Raw genomic sequence first — 15361 nt, 5'->3', positions numbered from 1 at the left:
ATGCTTTGTCGGAACGAGCCATTCGATTTAGCTTAGCAGCCGCTCGATCAGGTCTTGACGGCCCGGCGGCGTCAATCGCAGCTCGCGCGCATCGGCCACGCGCCGCAGCCAGCCCTTGTCCACCATGGCCTCCAGCCACGCCACCGCCAGCGGCCCGGCGAAATGGTCTCGGCGCTCGGACCAGTCCACACAGTCGTAGAGCAGTCGTCCTTTCGCCTCAAAGCCCTCGGGCATCAGCTCCGCCAGCGCCTCACGGCCCGCATCGCTGACTTCATACCGCCCATCCGCCGCAGCCCTGACCCAGCCCTTGGCCAGCAGCGCCTCGCGCCACTGCACGCCCAGCTCGCCGGCCAGGTGACCATAGCAACTCCGCGCATGCCGCAGCCCGTGCATATCCGGCTTCTGCCAACGCCGCACATCGGCTGCAGGTTCGGCATCGCGCCCATCGGCCACGCGCAGCAGTGCCTCCAGCGCATGCGCCACGTCGCCGTCGGCCAGGCCGAAGTAGCGGTGCCGCCCCTGCGGCCTCACGCGTGCCAGCCCTTCGTCGACGAGCAGCTTCAGGTGGGCGGACATCGTCGCGGCCGTGACGCCGGCATGCGTGGCCAGCTCGCCCGCCGTGTGCAGGCGGCCATCAAGCAGCCGGGCGAGCACACGCGCACGCGTCGGGTCGGCAATCGCAGCGGCAACGCGGGCGAGGCGGGGCTCTGCACTCATCGCGGCACCTGCTCCCGCTCATTCAAACCGTAGTCGCGCACGACGTCGGCCACGCGCAGCCGGTAGTCTGCAAACAGCCCACCTCGCCCTGCCGCCTGCGCCTCGCGGTGGCGCTCCATCTCGCGCCAGCCGCGCACCGCGTCCTCGTCGCGCCAGAAGGACAGCGACAAGAGCTTGTCCGGCTGCGTCAGGCTCTGGAAGCGCTCCACCGAGATGAAACCATCCATGCGCTCCAGCAGCGGCTTCAGCGCGGCGGCATGGTCCAGGTAGGCCTGGCGGCCTGCCTCGGTGGGCTGGACTTCGAAGATGACGGCGATCATGGCTTCACATCCTCACAGAAAGTTCGCTCCTCGCGCAGGATGAAGCGCTGCGCCTGCGCGAACTCGAAGTTGGCCCGCGCCTCGGGGTCGGCCTTGAGCCGCGCGCGGTAGGCCTCGTAGGCGGCCAGGGAGTCGAAGCCGACCAAGCCCCAGGCCTCGTAGTTCGTGCCCTCGTGTGGCAGCCAGTAGCCGAGCAGCCGGCCGCCCAGGCGGGGAATGATGCGGCCCCAGTTCCGCGCGTACTCGCGGAAGGCCTCGCGCTGGAAGGGATCGAGTTCGTAGCGGATGAAGCAGGTGATGTGGGCCATGGCGGTGCTGTTGACGTGATGAGACGCACCCAGTGTGGGCGGCCGCGGCACCACGATGCTTCGCTGTGCAACGAACTGTGATCCCGCCCCGTGGCCGCGGGCCGGCGGCTATCCTCGTCGCCGCCCATCCGCTCCCCCAACCACTGTGCAGCAGCCCGAGCCACCCGTTTCGACAGCCGCCGCACGCTGGGCCCGCTGGCTGCTCGGCCCCGAAGGCCAGGGCCGCGGCGCCGTCAAGCTGACGCTGCTGGCCTTGGTGGTCTACGGCCTGTTCGCGCTGAACGCTGCCGTGCAGGTGCACCTCGGCCTGATGCAGCCCCGTCCGGCGCTGTGGTTGAGCGGCACCAGCCTGGCCGGCATCGCCGCCTTCTACCTGCTGGTGCGCAGCGGCCTCAGCCGGCATCTCGGCAGCGACCCGACGCTGACGTTGCCGCAATCCCTCTTCGGCGCCCTCATCACCGCCTGGGGCTATGCCATCGACCCGCCGCTGCGAGGCGCCATCATCGCCATCATGCTGCTCAACCTGGTGTGGGGCATGTTCGTGCTGTCGCAGCGCCAGGCCTTCGGGCTCTACCTGTTCGGGCTGGCGGCACTGGCGGCCGCGATGGGTTACGGCGCGCTGGCCGACCCGGTGCAATTCCCGCCCGCCGTCGAAGCGCTGCACTTCAGCTTCGCGGCCATCCTGATGACGGCGGTGTCGGTGCTGTCGGTCAACATGGCGCGGCTGCGCGCCAAGCTGGCCGGGCGCACGGCCGAGCTGCGCGCGGCGCTGGCCAGCATCCAGTACCTGGCCCACCATGACGAACTGACGCGCATCAGCAACCGCCGCCACCTCAGCGAGCGCCTGGCCGCCGAGCAGCTCAACCAGCGCCACAGCGGCGAGACCATGAGCCTGGTGCTGATCGACATCGATCACTTCAAGACCGTCAACGACAGCCATGGCCACGCGGCGGGCGATGCGGTCCTGCGCCATTTCGCGGCCATGTTGCAGGGCACGCTGCGCAGCACCGACTTCGCCGGCCGCTGGGGCGGCGAGGAGTTCCTCGTCGTCACGCCGCAGGCCAGCGCCGACACCGCCGCCGCCCTCGTCGAGCGGCTGCGCGAGGCCCTGGCCGAGACGTCCTTCGACACCGTCGTGCCGGGCCTGCGCATCACCTTCTCGGCCGGCGTGGCCGAGTGCGCGCCGGGGGAGGACCTGCACCTCGCCATCGACCGCGCCGACCGGGCGCTGTATCAGGCCAAGCAGACGGGGCGTGACCGCACGGTCAGCGACTTCGCGCCGCTGCTCTGAGCCGGTCGAGCGCGCCCGCGAAGGGTGGGTTTCGCAACCGTGTGTTCCCAACCCCGCAGTCGCGGGGCCACCCCTCGAAGACGTGCTGGCTTCGTTCTAGGGGGTCCACTACCCTCGCGTCCGCCCGGCCGACGACCGGTGCCATGTCTTGCCTGGAGTTTTCATGCCCGCCGTCCGCCTGCCCGTGCTCCCGTCCACCTCCCGCCCCCTGCGCCGCGCGCTGACACGGCTGCGCCCGGTGGCCCTGGCCAGCCTGCTGGTGCTGGCGGGGACATCTCCGGCGGCGGACTACGCCTGGAACGGCGGCAGCTTCAGCGGCACCGGCCTGCCCACCACCCTCACGCTGAGCGACTCGCTCACCGTGCAGTGCCTGCCCGGCAACTGCGGCACCAAGGTGCTGGACGGCTCGCTGCAGAACAGCGGCTACGTCTACCTCACGGACAACCTCTACTTCCACTACATGAGCCACTCGCTGAGCAACAGCAAGTGGGTGCGGCTGCAAGGCGACGTCGGTCTGCTCAATGCCTACGCCGGCGGGCTCTTCATCAACGAGGCGCAGGGCAGCCTGGTGAAGACGGCCGGCACGGGCACGTCGCTCGTCGGCATCTCCTCGTTCCTCAAGGCCAACAGCCTCGTCGGCGCGACCACGGGCCGGCTGGAGTTCACCGGCAACACCACGTTCGACGCTGGCGCCCAGATGCTGGCCGCCAGCGGGGCCACGGTTGCCTTCACCGGCGGCACGCTGTCGCTGGGCAAGGACGTGAACCTGACGGGCGCGGGCCGCTACGAAATCGGCACCGACACCAGCGTGACCGGCAAGCTCGGCGCCAGCCAGCTCGTCTTCACGCACGGCCAATACACCGGCAACAACGCCACATTGACGAGCGACGCGTCGTGGACGGGCAGCGGCAGCTTCAACGGCGCCTGGACTGTGGCCGCCGGAAAAACGCTGGCGGTCGCCGACACCGGCAGCCACTACATCCGCGGCACCGTCGACAACCTCGGCACCGTCGACACGCAGAACCAGCTCTCGTTCGAATACGCCAGCTACCAGATCAACAACGCCGGCACGCTCAAGCTGCGCGGCGACGTCGGCCTCGTTACCGTCTACGCCGGCGGCACTCTCGTCAACACCGGCACGCTGGCCAAGGTGGCCGGCTCCGGCACGTCCACCGTCATGGGCCTGAGCTTCACGAACGACGGCGGCCTGATCGACGCGCAGACGGGCACGTTGCAGTTCAGCGGCGGTTCGCTGCTGTTCAAGGACGGCACGCGCTTCACCGGCGCCGGCACGGTCGTGGTCAACAGCGGCGCCAGCTTCGCCGGCCGCATCGACACCGGCAACCTCGTGCTCGCCGGCGCCAGCTACGACGGCGCGGCCGCCCAGTTGCACGGCAGCACCAAGCTAAACGGCGGCGCCTTGACCGGCCAGTGGGAGTTCGCCACCGACCACCAGCTCACGCTGAGCGCCGGCCCGGCCCTCTACTTGCGCGGCAACGTCACCAACACCGGCAGCTTTGCCGCAGGCGCCAACGTCAATTTCGAATACGGCTCCTACGCGCTGACCAACAAGGGCGGCATGACACTGCAGGGCGGCGCCAGCCTCGTCAACGTCTATGCCGGCGGCAGTTTCAACAACGCCGGCACGCTCACCGTCGCGGCCGGCAGTGGCAGCTCGCTCGTCCAGGGCATGACGACCTCCGTCACCGGCAACGTCAACGTCGACAGCGGCACGCTGCAGTTCAACAGCGGCTCGCTCAGCCTGGCCAGCACCGCCACACTGCAGGCCGCCAGTGGCACTGCCGTCATGCTGGCCGGCAGCACCACGTTCGCCGACGGCGCCCGCCTGCTCGGCAACGGCCAGTACCAGATTGCCGGCGACGCCAATGTCAGCGGCCAGCTCGGCGCGGCGCAGCTGGCATTCACCAACGGAAGCTACACAGGCAATGCCGCCACGCTCGCCAGCGGCGCCGCCTGGACGGGCAACGGCAGCCTCAACGGCACCTGGACCGTCGCCAGCGGCAAGACGCTGGCGGCCACCGGCGCCGGCTACCGCTACATCCGCGGAACCGTCGACAACCTCGGCACCCTCGACACGAGCGGCCACCTGTTGTTCGAGTACGCCAGCTACCAGATCAACAACGCCGGCACGCTCAAGCTGCGCGGCGACATCGGCCTGATCAACACCTACGCGGGCGGCACGGTCGTCAACACCGGCACCTTCGCCAAGGTCGCCGGCACCGGCACGTCCACCGTGCAGAGCCTCAACTTCACGAACAACAGCGGCGTCATCGAGGCGCAGACCGGCACGCTGCAATTCAGCGGCGGTTCGCTGCAATTCAATGACGGCACGCGCTTCATGGGCACGGGGCAGGTCTTGGTCGAGAGTGCTGCGACGTTCACCGGCCGCATCGACGCATCCAACCTCACGCTCAGCAGCGGCAACTTCAGCGGCGGCGGCGCCGGTGGCGCAACGCTGCATGGCAGCACAAAGATCCAGCACGCCTCGCTCGAGGGGAACTGGACCTTCGCGGCCGACCACCAGCTCACGTTTGCCGCCGGCACGACCCACGTGCGCGGCACCGTCCTCAACCAGGGCTCGGCGACGCTCGCCGGGGACCTGCGCTTCGAGTACCCGTCCCACACGCTTCACAACCAGGGTCGGCTGGAGCTGCAGGGCGACGTGCGCCTGCTCAACGTCTATGCCGGTGGCACCTTCACCAACAGCGGGACCGTCGTCAAGACCGAGGGCACCGGCACTGCCCACCTGGGCAGCATGACCGTCACCAACACCGGCACCATGGACGTGCACAGCGGCACCATCGCCCTGCCGTACAACTTCGTCAACGACGGGACGCTGACGGGCATTGGCACCTTCACGGCGGGCACCCTCACCAACGTCGGCCACATCGCCCCCGGCGCATCGCCCGGCACACTGACGCTGTCCAGCCATCTGGTGCTGGGCGAAACCGGCTCGCTGGACATCGAGCTGGGCTCAGCCACGCTGCACGACCTGCTCGTCGTCAACGGGAACGCCTCGCTGGGAGGCACGCTGGCGCTGTCCTGCTGGGGCGCTTGCAGCTTCGCTGCTGGCACCGACGTGCTGGTGCTCGATGCCGCCGGCACGCTCAGTGGCAGCTTCAGCCAGGTCACATTCGCCGGCTTTGCGCCGGGCTCGTTCGAAGTGCGGCTGGACGCCGGCAACGGCGAGCTGTGGTTGCACGCAACACAGAACATCACCGCCGCCGTGCCCGAGCCGTCGACCTACGGCCTGATGGCGCTCGGCCTGGGGTTGCTCGGCTGGCGCGCCCGCCGCCGCGTTCTTTGAAGTGGCGCGACCGGGATGCAGAGTTCGCAGTCGATCTGCGCGGCCTTCTCCAGCCGCCGGCGCGCGAGGTAGTCGCCCAGCGTCTGGTCCATCAAGACCAGGACGAGACGGTGGACGTGATTGGGCGAGGCGTGGGCCACGGCGGCCAGCGCCTCCATGTGCAGCGGCGCCCAGGTGGCGGGCGATGTGGGCCGCACGCGGTGCATGCGGGCCTCGTACTGGCGCCGGCTCGCGTTGGCCGTGATGGCGTCAGGTCCAGGCCTTCGCCACCAGGCGCATCGCGGCAGCCAGGTTGGCCGACAGGTCGTCCGTCGGGGCCCTGGAATCCGACTGCAGTGCCACCACCACCCACGGCGAGCGCCCCTCCGGCGGGAACACCAGTGCCACGTCGTTGACGGCGCCGCGGTAGCCGGTGCCGGTCTTGTCGATGACGCGCCAGCCTGGCGACGGCACGCCCGCACGCAAGCGCTTCAGGCCCGTCTGCGAGGCCTGCAGGTCGGCCCACAGCCGCGCCTGGTTGGGCCGCGTCAGGCCGCTGCCCAGCAGCAGGTGTTGCAGCGTCTTCGCAAAGGCGCGCGGCGTGCTGGTGTCGCGCGGGTCGCCGGAGGCGTTCTCGTTCAGGTCCAGCTCCCAGCGGTCCAGGCGCGTCACCTCGTCGCCCTGCTGGCGCAGCCACATCGTCAGGCCGGCGGGCGAGTCGCAGCAGTGGCGCAGCAGGATGTTCGCGCAGGGGTTGTCGCTCTCCACGACGATGCCCTGCACCAGCTCCGCCAGCGTCGCCCGGCCGCGCGGCAGCAGGCGGTCGAAGGCCGGCGAGTGCGAGATGCGCTCGCTCCTGTGCAACGGGATCTCGTCTTCCCACTGCCAGCGTCCGCCTTCCACGCCCTGGGCCACGCGCGCGGCGAGCAGGATCTTGAAAGTCGACGCAGTGGCGAAGCGCTCGTCGGCCCGGTGGGCCAGCGTGCGGCCGGTGGCGGTGTCGATGGCGAAGAAGCCGAGGCGGCCCTGCACGCTGCGCTCCAGCGCGGCGAAATCGGGGACCGAGGCGGCGTCGGCCGGCCCGAGGAGGGCGCACAACGCGGGCAGGGCGGCGAGCTGGCTGAGAAGGGTGCGGCGTTTCATGCGCCGCATTCTCGTGCGCCCGCGCGCACCGCCGGTGCAGGGGCACCAGCGTCGCCCGTCTGAAAACTGACTACTCCGTCAGACTTGCGCAACAACCCCGGCGTGGCCGCCGTTGCGCCCTGTGCCGGTCCGCACAATCGCCCGCGGCCCTGCAGTTGGGCCGCCTTTTTTTGGAGTTGTTGTCAGATGAACGCACCCCGCCTGAGCCTGCTGGCCCTCGCCTTGAGTACCGCCTTTTCCGCCCTGGCCCAGGAAGCGCCGGCCAAAGACCGCAGCCAGCTCGAGACCGTCGTCATCACGGCCGAGCGCCGTGCCGAGAACATCAAGGACGTGCCCAACGCCGTTGCCAAGATCAGCGGCGAGCGGCTCGACGTGCTGGCCTCGGGCGGCCAGGACCTGCGCTTCCTGTCCGGCCGCGTGCCCAGCCTGAACATCGAGTCCAGCTTCGGCCGCGCCTTCCCGCGCTTCTACCTGCGCGGCTACGGCAACACCGACTTCCGCCTCAACGCCTCGCAGCCGGTCAGCGTCATCGTCGACGACGTGATCCAGGAGAATCCCATCCTGAAGGGCTTCCCCATCTTCGACACCGCGGCGGTGGAGGTCGTCGCCGGCCCGCAGGGCACGCTGTTCGGCCGCAACACGCCGGCCGGCGTCGTCAAGTTCGACTCGGTCAAGCCGAGCAAGCGCCAGGACGGCTATGCCAGCGTCACGCTGGGCAACTACGGCACCGTCAACGTCGAGGGCGCGGCCAACCTGCCGCTGTCCGGCGACTGGGCCGCCCGCATCTCCGCGCAGAGCCAGCGCCGCGCCGACTGGGTCGACAACACCGCCGCCAACGCCGTCACGCCCAAGACCGAGGGCTACCGCGACACCGCCGTGCGCGCCCAGCTGCTGTACGAGCCGCACAAGCAGTTCAGCGCCCTGGCCAACCTGCATGTGCGCGACCTGGAGGGCAGCCCTCGCCTGTTCCGCGCCAACGCCATCAAGCGCGGCACGAATGATCTCGTCGACGGCTTCGAGGCCGACAAAGTCGCCTTCAACGGCGTCAACGCGCAGACGCTCAAGCAGACCGGTGGCAGCCTGCGCCTGAAGTGGTCGCTGCCCGAGCTGAACATCTACTCGATCACCGGCTACGAGCACGTCAAGCCGCTGTCCCGCGGCGACATCGACGGCGGCGTGGCCGGAGCGCCGGGCATTCCCTTCCAGTCGGAAACCGGCAGTGGCATGAACGGCCACCGCCAGCTCACGCAGGAAGTGCGCCTCGAGTCCAACACCGCCGGGCCCTTGAGCTGGCAGGCCGGCGTGTACCTCTTCGACGAGAAGTACACCATCGACAACATCACCTTCGACACCAACACCCACGTCGACAACGACCACATCTACAGCGCGCAGACCAACAAGGCCTGGGCGGCGTTCGGCTCGGTCAACTACGTCGTCAGCAACGACCTGAAGCTGCGCGCCGGCCTGCGCTACACCAAGGACAAGAAGGACCTGTCCACCACCCACGTCGGCTCCGGCCTGTTCAACACCTCCGCCGGCACGACAGCCGCGACCTCCGACGGCAAGTGGAGCGGCGACCTGTCGGCCACCTACAAGCTCGACGCCGACACCAACCTCTACGCGCGCTTTGCCAACGGCTTCCGCGCCTCGTCCATGCAGAACGCGTCGGCCTTCGCCGGCCAGTCGCAGGCCGGCCCGGAAAGCGTCAACTCGTATGAGGTCGGCTTCAAGAGCGAACTGCTCAAGCGCACGCTGCGCCTGTCGGGCTCGCTGTTCACCTACACCGTCAAGGACCTGCAGCTCACCGCCGTCGGCGGCAGCAGCAACGCCACCCGCCTGCTCAACGCCAGGAAGGCCACCGGCAACGGCGCCGAGATCAACCTCGAAGCGCTGATCACGCCGGACTTCACGGTCACGTTCGGCGGCTCGTTGAACAACACCAGGATCAAGGACGCCGCGCTCGGCGTGCCCCCGGGCGGCTCGCTGCGCGTGGCGGGTGCCTTCCCGACGGTGCAGGACACTATCGTCGGCGGCAACGCGATGGTGGACGGCAACGCCCTGCCCAACGCGCCCAAGTGGACCTACAACCTCACCGCACGCTGGAGCATCCCGCTGGCCAATGGCGACGAGGTCTATGTCTACACCGACTGGGCCTACCGCTCCAAGGTCAACTTCTTCCTGTACGAGTCCACCGAGTTCACGGGCAAGAGCCTGACCGAAGGCGGCGTGCGCGTGGGTTACCTGTGGGGCAACGGCAAGTACGAAGTGGCCGGTTTCGCGCGCAACGTGACCAACCAGGTCCGCGTGACGGGCGCCATCGACTTCAACAACCTGACGGGCTTCATCAACGACCCGCGCACCTACGGCGTGCAGGTCAAGGCCATGTTCTGAGCTGCTGCTGCTGACCTGCCAACGCCGCCTTCGGGCGGCGTTTTTCATGGGCTCGCCCGCAATGGCGGAACCCGTTCTCTGCGGCAGGGTGCTTGTCGGCGCCGCCGGTGCCCGGCCAGGGCGCCGGTGAGCGGCCCTCAGGCGGCGTGCAAGGCGGCGCGGCCCTTCAACCGCATCGACAGGCCCACCGGCCCCATCGCCAGCTGCAGCAGCTCGCGCGGCGGCTGGCCGTCCGGGGTGTCGACCGCCGTGATGTCGAAATGGCGCAGCAGCAGGACACAAGCCAGCTTGATCTCCATCAATGCCAGGTAGCGCCCCGGGCAGATGCGCGGCCCGGCACCGAAGGGCATGGACAGGCGCTTGGCCGCGCCCGCCTGCCTCGCGTCGCCCAGCCAGCGCGCGGGGTCGAATGCCGCGGCGTTGGGCAGGTGGCGCTCGCTGGTCGCGTCGCGGCGCATCACCGCCATGACGATCATCCCGGCCGGCACCTGCACGTCGCCGACCCGCGTGTCGTGCACGGCCTGCAGGGTGTTGATCGGCGCCACCGGCCGCAGCCGCATCGTCTCGTGCGCGCAGGCCTCGACGAAGTCCAGCGCCGCCAGCTGCGCCAGGTCCGGCAGCGCAGCGCCGGCAAGCACGCTGTCGACCTCCGCGCGAGCGCGGCGGAGCGCCTCGGGGTGCTGCCACAGCAGCCAGATCATCCAGGCCAGCGTGTTGGCCGTCGTGTCCTCGCCGGCCAGCAGCATGGTCAGCACGTTGCCGGCCACCTGGGCGTCGTCGATGCCGCTGTCGGGCGCGTCGGCGGCAACCAGCATGGCTTCCAGCAGATTGCCCGGTTCGGCATGCAGGGCTGGGTCTGCGGCCAGGCGCCCGCGCGCCTTGGCGATGAAGCCCTGCACGGCGCGGTCGATCTCGGCCACGCTGTGCGTCAGCGCCCGGTCCTCGGCCCGCGGCCACCAGCGCCAGACGGGCAAGGGCGCAAACATGCGCTTGAACAGCATCGGGAAGATGCGGTTCAGGTGCTGCTGGATGACGTCCTCGTCGGACTGCAGCGTGTTGACGTCCTCGCCAAAGGCCAGGCCCGCGACGGCGTCGACCGTGTAGCGCATCAGGTCGGCCTGCAGCTCGATGCGGCGACCCTCGCGCGCGGCGATCTGCCAGCGGCCGACGAGCCGCTCGGCCACGCGCAGCAGCGCCGGGTAGTAGCGCTTCACATGCACCGGGTCGAAGCCGGCCATCACCATGCGGCGCTGGCGCTTCCAGGCCTCGCCGTTGGACGCGAACAGCCCTGCGGTCAGGCCCATCTCGCCGCCCACGTCCTCCAGCCGCTGCGTGCGCCTGAAGCCGTCCGGCCGGTCGCGCAGCACCGTGTTGATCAGCTCATGGTCACCGACGACGACGAGCCGGCGCTTGCCCAGGCGCAACTTGAAAACCGGCCCATAGACCTCGCACCAGGCTTCGACCTGCTGGTGCACCCGCGTCGAGTCGAGCTGCAGCAGATTGCCGAACACCGGTATGCCGCGCGGGCCTGGCAGATCGTCGAACTGGCGCAGCGCGCCGGCGGGCGGGGCGGTGGTGGTGTCCATCGACTGAGTTTAGGAAGTGCGCGGACGCCTGCCTCGTTCAGTTTGAGGAGGTCGCCAACTCAACCCGTGAAGATCTTCCCCGGGTTCAGGATCCCCAGCGGATCAAGCGCCTGCTTCACCGCCCGCATCATCGCCACCGCTTCCTCGCCGGTCTCATCCAGCAGAAACCCCTGCTTGTGCAGCCCGATGCCATGCTCGCCCGTGCAGGTGCCCTCCAGCGCGATCGCCCGCGCCACCATCTGCGCGCTCAGGCGCTCCGCGGTCGCCAGTTCCGCCGGATCAACCGGGTCCAGCAGATAGGCCATGTGGAAGTTGCCGTCGCCGACATGGCCGACGATGAAGTAGGGCAGGCCGGCGGCCTCGACCTCAGCGATGGACGCGTTGATGTTTTCGGCCAGCCGCGAGATCGGCACGCAGGTGTCGGTCGTCACCGCGCGGCAGCCGGGGCGCATCTGCAGGCCAGAGAGATAGGCATGGTGACGCGCCGTCCACAACCGCGTGCGGGCCTCCGGCGTGGTGGCCCACTCGAAGGCCTCGCCGCCATGGTCGGCCGCCACCTCCTGCACGGTCGCCGCCTGCTCGGCCACGCCGGCCTCGCTGCCGTGGAACTCCATCAGCAGCATGGGCGCTTCCTTCAACCCCAGCTTGTCGTGGGCGTTCACGGCCTTGATCGCATTCGCGTCCAGCAGCTCGCAGCGGGCGATGGGCACGCCGATCTGGATGATCTGCATGGCCGTCTGCACCGCCGCGTCGATGGTCGGAAAGAAGCACACCGCCGCCGAGACGGCCTCGGGCAGCGGGTGCACCTTGACCGTCAGCTCGGTGATGACGCCCAGCGTGCCCTCGCTGCCGATGACCAGGCGCGTCAGGTCGTAGCCGGCGCTGCTCTTCTTCGCACGTGAGCCCGTGCGCACGACCTCGCCGCTGGCGTTGACGAAACGCAACCCCAGCACGTTCTCGCGCATGGTGCCGTAGCGCACCGCGTTCGTGCCGCTGGCGCGCGTGGCGGCCATCCCGCCAAGGCTCGCACCAGCGCCGGGGTCGATGGGAAAGAACAGGCCTTCATGCTTGAGCGCTTCGTTCAGCGCCTTGCGCGTGACGCCGGGCTGTACGGTGACGGTCAGGTCTTCGGCGGCGATGCGCAGCACCTGGTTCATGCGCGACACATCGAGGCTGATGCCCCCCTGCACGGCAAGCAGATGCCCTTCCAGCGACGAGCCGGCGCCGTAGGGAATGACCGGCACGCGGTGCTCGGCACACAAGGCAACGACGCGGGCCACCTCGGCCTCGCTTTGCGCGAAGACGACCGCCTGCGGCGGCGGCACCTCGAACACGGATTCATCGCGGCCGTGCTGTTCGCGCACCGCCAGCGCCGTCGAACAGCGTTCGGCGAAGTCGGCGCGCAGTGCGTCCAGCAACGCGGCCGGCAGCGGGGTGGGAGAGAAGGGTGTTTCGGGTGCATTCATGGGCAACTCCCAAGCGACCACAGGATTGTCTTGCAGCGCCGGCGCCGCAGTGACAGCATCGGCGCACCGCTGTCCCGGGAGAGCCGCATGGACCCCACCCTGAGCTGGCTGCTGCTGATCGCCGCCGCCGTCCTCCTTGTCGCTGGCGCGATGCGCTTCGATTTGTTGAGCATGACTTGGCGCGACGTTTTTGGTAGCGCACCCAAGCCACCTCACAATGCCCCACCGGCGCCAAGGCGGCGACCGGTATCAGGCTTCCAGCCGCACGACGCCCCAGCGCACAAGCCGGCGTTCCATCGCAGCGGCCGCCGACATTGACCGCTTTGCGCGGGGGGCACTCACTCAGGAGGAGACCCCATGACCGCGCAACCCCTTTCGATGACGGGCCTCACCATCAGCCGCAAGCTGATGTTGCTGACGCTGCTCGTCCCTCAGCGGCGATGTCGTCGTGCGTGCCCGCGACGAGATCGGCCAGCTCACCACCGCGCTGCTGGCCATGCGCGACAGCCTGTGCAGCGTCATCGGCGAGGTGCGCAGCAATGCCGGCGAAGTGGCGCAGGCCTCGCAGGAACTGGCCTCGGGCAACCGCGACCTCTCACAGCGCACTGAACAGCAGGCCTCGGCGCTGGAAGAAACCGCCAGCTCCATGGAAGAACTGACGGCCACGGTGCGCAGCAACGCCGACCAGGCCGGCGCATCGAGGAAATCATCGCCGTCATCGACGGCATCGCCTTCCAGACGAACATCCTGGCCCTGAACGCAGCCGTCGAAGCCGCTCGCGCAGGCGAGCAGGGACGCGGCTTTGCCGTCGTCGCCTCCGAGGTGCGGGCCCTGGCCGGCCGTTCGGCCGAGGCGGCCAAGCAGATCAAGCAGCTGATCTCGGAAAGCGTCGGCCAGGTGGAAGGCGGCGCTCGCCTCGTGCAGGGCGCGGGCGCAACCATGCGCGAGACCGTCGACGCCATCCGCTTGCTGGCCGAGCTCGTCACCAGCATCAGCCGCGCGTCCAGCGAGCAGAGCAGCGGCATCGGCCAGATCAGCGAAGCCGTCTCGCACATGGACCAGCTCACGCAGCAGAACGCCGCCCTCGTCGAGGAGACCGCCGCCGCCGGCATGAGCCTGCAGCAGCAGGCCGAGAAGCTGGCCGGCATCGTCAACACTTTCCGCATGCCGACAGCGCGGTCCTAGTTCAGGCAGGATGGCGGGTCCAGCCACGGACCCGCCACCATCATGGGCAACCGCCTTTCCCAGATCGCCACCCGCACCGGCGACGACGGCACCACCGGCCTCAGCGACGGCAGCCGCGTGCCCAAAGACCACCTGCGCGTGCAGGCCATGGGCGACGTCGACGAACTGAACTCCACCCTCGGCCTGCTGCTCTGCGAGCCGCTGCCCGAGGACATCCGCGACCTCCTCGTCACCATCCAGCACGAGCTGTTCAACCTCGGCGGCGAACTGTCGTGGCCGGGCGGCACGCTGCTGAAGGATGCCGCCGTGCTGCGCCTGGACGAAGCGCTGGAGCACTACAACGAGCACCTGCCGCGGCTCAAGGAATTCATCCTGCCGGCTGGCACGCGCAGCGCGGCCATTGCCCATGTCTGCCGCACCATTGCCCGCCGTGCCGAGCGCGTCGTCATCACGCTGGCCGGGTCCGAGCCCGGAGCCATCAGAGCCGCGCCGCGTCAGTACTTGAACCGCCTGTCCGACCTGCTCTTCGTGCTGAGTCGCGTGCTCAACCGCGCCAACCTCGACGGGCTGGGCGGGGACGATGTCTATTGGCAGAGCGAGCGCATGAAGCGCCTCGACGCCGCGGAGAACTGAGGAACTGAGGCTCAGCGCCGGCGCAACACCCGCCACACCAGCCACGCCCAGCGCAGTCCGGCCCAGAACCGGCCGCGCTGCTTCTGCCCCGCTGCGGCAAAGCAGGCGGCGCCGCCACCGGCCGCCGCCAGCACGACAGGGTCGGACAGCCAGTCGCGCACCGTGAGCACGCGGTTGACGAGTCCATCGGCGCGCTGGCCGAGGTCGTCCACGTCCCGCTGCGCCTGGCCACGCAGCAGCTCGGAGGCGAGCAGCAGGTTGGCCTTGCGCTCGGTGCGCAACTGAGGGTCATGCGGAATGCGCGGGATCATGGTCGGCGTAGCGCTGCGGCGTCTTCGCGCAGTTCGGCGAGGCTGGCCTGGAACAGCGTCGACGGCCTGTCGACCAGTCCCTTGACCTTCAAGACAGCGACGACCGCTGCGACGATCAGCACGACGGTGCTGCCCCCGAGCGCCAGCAGCCGGTAGCTGTCCCACAACGCCACGGTGACCAGCACCAGCAGCATCAGCAGGCCGAAACCCGCCAGCAACGCGGCGAGCACGGCCCACACCAGCAAGCCAGCGATGCGGTCCTTCTCTTCCTGGACCTCGATGGCGAGCAGTTCAAGGCGGATGCGGCTGAGCGTCAGCAGCGAGGTGCCGAGCCGCCTTAGCGGCCCGGAGACGGGTTCCTTGGAGTCAGTCAAATGACTCTCGCCGGACTTCAGCGGCGGCCGATCAGCACACCGAGCACCAGCCCCACCGCCGCCGCAGCGCCGATGGCCTGCCAGGGGTTGGCATGCACATAGTCATCGGTGGCCACGGCGGCGTCCCTGGCGCGCTGCACGGCCTCGTGCTGGGCGTCGAGCAGCTTCTCCTTGGTGCCATCCAGCCGCTCGCGGATGCGTGCTCGCAAGGCCTTCGCCTCGCCGGAAGCGTCCTTGCCGGTGGCGGTGATGAGCGCGTCGATGTCATCCATCACCGCGCGGAAATCCGCCGCCAGTTTTTCTTTGGCCTGGGTGGTGTCGGTCATGGC

General features: G+C 69.3%; 15 protein-coding genes and 1 pseudogene. 6 read left to right on the top strand and 10 right to left on the bottom strand.

The window, feature by feature from the left end:
* Positions 1-27: 27 nt before the first annotated feature.
* The 3 genes from AC0IZJ_RS18720 to AC0IZJ_RS18710 are packed head-to-tail and all read right to left on the bottom strand — an operon-like array spanning position 28 to position 1345.
* Entirely contained in the window at positions 28-717 is a 690-nt protein-coding gene (locus tag AC0IZJ_RS18720) for an ArsR/SmtB family transcription factor (protein WP_471852756.1), read from the bottom strand.
* The gene (locus AC0IZJ_RS18715; protein WP_471852755.1) at positions 714-1037 is read right to left on the bottom strand and encodes an antibiotic biosynthesis monooxygenase family protein; all 324 of its coding nucleotides are present in this window, start codon (positions 1035-1037) and stop codon (positions 714-716) included. Before AC0IZJ_RS18715 ends, AC0IZJ_RS18720 begins: the two co-directional genes overlap by 4 nt.
* The gene (locus AC0IZJ_RS18710; protein ID WP_471852754.1) at positions 1034-1345 is read right to left on the bottom strand and encodes an NIPSNAP family protein; all 312 of its coding nucleotides are present in this window, start codon (positions 1343-1345) and stop codon (positions 1034-1036) included. Before AC0IZJ_RS18710 ends, AC0IZJ_RS18715 begins: the two co-directional genes overlap by 4 nt.
* Positions 1346-1490: 145 nt before the next feature.
* On the opposite strand from AC0IZJ_RS18710, the gene AC0IZJ_RS18705 reads away from it, so the two are divergent.
* Positions 1491-2636 carry a GGDEF domain-containing protein gene (locus tag AC0IZJ_RS18705; protein WP_471852752.1) on the top strand — a complete coding sequence of 382 codons (1146 nt, stop codon included), beginning with the start codon at positions 1491-1493 and terminating at the stop codon, positions 2634-2636.
* A 163-nt stretch (positions 2637-2799) separates the two neighbouring features.
* A complete protein-coding gene (locus AC0IZJ_RS18700; RefSeq protein WP_471852751.1) occupies positions 2800-5964 on the top strand; it encodes a beta strand repeat-containing protein in 3165 nt (1054 codons plus the stop codon).
* Here AC0IZJ_RS18700 and AC0IZJ_RS18695 read toward each other — a convergent pair.
* Entirely contained in the window at positions 5901-6170 is a 270-nt protein-coding gene (locus AC0IZJ_RS18695) for a helix-turn-helix transcriptional regulator (RefSeq protein WP_471852750.1), read from the bottom strand. The genes AC0IZJ_RS18700 and AC0IZJ_RS18695 overlap by 64 nt on opposite strands.
* Before the next feature lie 43 nt (positions 6171-6213).
* Positions 6214-7086 (bottom strand): class A beta-lactamase, encoded by an 873-nt coding sequence (gene bla, locus AC0IZJ_RS18690; RefSeq protein WP_471852749.1) that lies wholly within the window; start codon positions 7084-7086, stop codon positions 6214-6216.
* 186 nt (positions 7087-7272) lie between these two features.
* On the opposite strand from bla, the gene AC0IZJ_RS18685 reads away from it, so the two are divergent.
* The gene (locus AC0IZJ_RS18685; protein ID WP_471852748.1) at positions 7273-9477 is read left to right on the top strand and encodes a TonB-dependent receptor; all 2205 of its coding nucleotides are present in this window, start codon (positions 7273-7275) and stop codon (positions 9475-9477) included.
* Between the two features lie 137 nt (positions 9478-9614).
* On the opposite strand, the gene AC0IZJ_RS18680 is transcribed toward AC0IZJ_RS18685, so the two are convergent.
* Both AC0IZJ_RS18680 and AC0IZJ_RS18675 read right to left on the bottom strand, forming a co-directional pair.
* Positions 9615-11063: a cytochrome P450 gene (locus AC0IZJ_RS18680; protein WP_471852747.1), complete on the bottom strand. Its 1449-nt coding sequence runs from the start codon at positions 11061-11063 to the stop codon at positions 9615-9617.
* A gap of 59 nt (positions 11064-11122) precedes the next feature.
* Positions 11123-12529 (bottom strand): FAD-binding oxidoreductase, encoded by a 1407-nt coding sequence (locus tag AC0IZJ_RS18675; RefSeq protein ID WP_471852746.1) that lies wholly within the window; start codon positions 12527-12529, stop codon positions 11123-11125.
* A gap of 87 nt (positions 12530-12616) precedes the next feature.
* On the opposite strand from AC0IZJ_RS18675, the gene AC0IZJ_RS18670 reads away from it, so the two are divergent.
* From AC0IZJ_RS18670 to AC0IZJ_RS18660, 3 genes and pseudogenes are all read left to right on the top strand, one after another.
* The gene (locus AC0IZJ_RS18670) at positions 12617-12847 is read left to right on the top strand and encodes a hypothetical protein (protein ID WP_471852745.1); all 231 of its coding nucleotides are present in this window, start codon (positions 12617-12619) and stop codon (positions 12845-12847) included.
* A 130-nt stretch (positions 12848-12977) separates the two neighbouring features.
* Positions 12978-13714 (top strand): annotated as a pseudogene (locus tag AC0IZJ_RS18665) (methyl-accepting chemotaxis protein); the annotation flags it as partial.
* Positions 13715-13756: 42 nt separating this feature from the next.
* Positions 13757-14347: a cob(I)yrinic acid a,c-diamide adenosyltransferase gene (locus AC0IZJ_RS18660; RefSeq protein WP_471852744.1), complete on the top strand. Its 591-nt coding sequence runs from the start codon at positions 13757-13759 to the stop codon at positions 14345-14347.
* Positions 14348-14358: 11 nt separating this feature from the next.
* On the opposite strand, the gene AC0IZJ_RS18655 is transcribed toward AC0IZJ_RS18660, so the two are convergent.
* The 3 genes from AC0IZJ_RS18655 to AC0IZJ_RS18645 are packed head-to-tail and all read right to left on the bottom strand — an operon-like array spanning position 14359 to position 15358.
* Positions 14359-14658, bottom strand: a complete 300-nt coding sequence (locus tag AC0IZJ_RS18655) for a hypothetical protein (RefSeq protein WP_471852743.1) — start codon at positions 14656-14658, stop codon at positions 14359-14361.
* A complete protein-coding gene (locus tag AC0IZJ_RS18650) occupies positions 14655-15032 on the bottom strand; it encodes a phage holin family protein (protein WP_471852742.1) in 378 nt (125 codons plus the stop codon). The genes AC0IZJ_RS18655 and AC0IZJ_RS18650 overlap by 4 nt, the downstream gene beginning before the upstream one ends.
* A gap of 17 nt (positions 15033-15049) precedes the next feature.
* Positions 15050-15358 carry an ElaB/YgaM/YqjD family protein gene (locus tag AC0IZJ_RS18645; protein ID WP_471852741.1) on the bottom strand — a complete coding sequence of 103 codons (309 nt, stop codon included), beginning with the start codon at positions 15356-15358 and terminating at the stop codon, positions 15050-15052.
* Between the last annotated feature and the right edge of the window lie 3 nt (positions 15359-15361).

This window comes from Roseateles sp. AC306, assembly GCF_979253795.1.
This window is presented reverse-complemented; position numbering and strand designations above follow the sequence as displayed.

What these genes read in the sequence shown, in the direction of transcription:
- AC0IZJ_RS18720 (WP_471852756.1), bottom strand. Translation starts at nt 717, where the DNA reads ATGAGTGCAGAGCCCCGCCTCGCCCGCGTTGCCGCTGCGATTGCCGAC.
- AC0IZJ_RS18715 (WP_471852755.1), bottom strand. Translation starts at nt 1,037, where the DNA reads ATGATCGCCGTCATCTTCGAAGTCCAGCCCACCGAGGCAGGCCGCCAG.
- AC0IZJ_RS18710 (WP_471852754.1), bottom strand. Translation starts at nt 1,345, where the DNA reads ATGGCCCACATCACCTGCTTCATCCGCTACGAACTCGATCCCTTCCAG.
- AC0IZJ_RS18700 (WP_471852751.1), top strand. Translation starts at nt 2,800, where the DNA reads ATGCCCGCCGTCCGCCTGCCCGTGCTCCCGTCCACCTCCCGCCCCCTG.
- AC0IZJ_RS18695 (WP_471852750.1), bottom strand. Translation starts at nt 6,170, where the DNA reads ATGCACCGCGTGCGGCCCACATCGCCCGCCACCTGGGCGCCGCTGCAC.
- bla (WP_471852749.1), bottom strand. Translation starts at nt 7,086, where the DNA reads ATGAAACGCCGCACCCTTCTCAGCCAGCTCGCCGCCCTGCCCGCGTTG.
- AC0IZJ_RS18685 (WP_471852748.1), top strand. Translation starts at nt 7,273, where the DNA reads ATGAACGCACCCCGCCTGAGCCTGCTGGCCCTCGCCTTGAGTACCGCC.
- AC0IZJ_RS18680 (WP_471852747.1), bottom strand. Translation starts at nt 11,063, where the DNA reads ATGGACACCACCACCGCCCCGCCCGCCGGCGCGCTGCGCCAGTTCGAC.
- AC0IZJ_RS18675 (WP_471852746.1), bottom strand. Translation starts at nt 12,529, where the DNA reads ATGAATGCACCCGAAACACCCTTCTCTCCCACCCCGCTGCCGGCCGCG.
- AC0IZJ_RS18670 (WP_471852745.1), top strand. Translation starts at nt 12,617, where the DNA reads ATGGACCCCACCCTGAGCTGGCTGCTGCTGATCGCCGCCGCCGTCCTC.
- AC0IZJ_RS18660 (WP_471852744.1), top strand. Translation starts at nt 13,757, where the DNA reads ATGGGCAACCGCCTTTCCCAGATCGCCACCCGCACCGGCGACGACGGC.
- AC0IZJ_RS18655 (WP_471852743.1), bottom strand. Translation starts at nt 14,658, where the DNA reads ATGATCCCGCGCATTCCGCATGACCCTCAGTTGCGCACCGAGCGCAAG.
- AC0IZJ_RS18645 (WP_471852741.1), bottom strand. Translation starts at nt 15,358, where the DNA reads ATGACCGACACCACCCAGGCCAAAGAAAAACTGGCGGCGGATTTCCGC.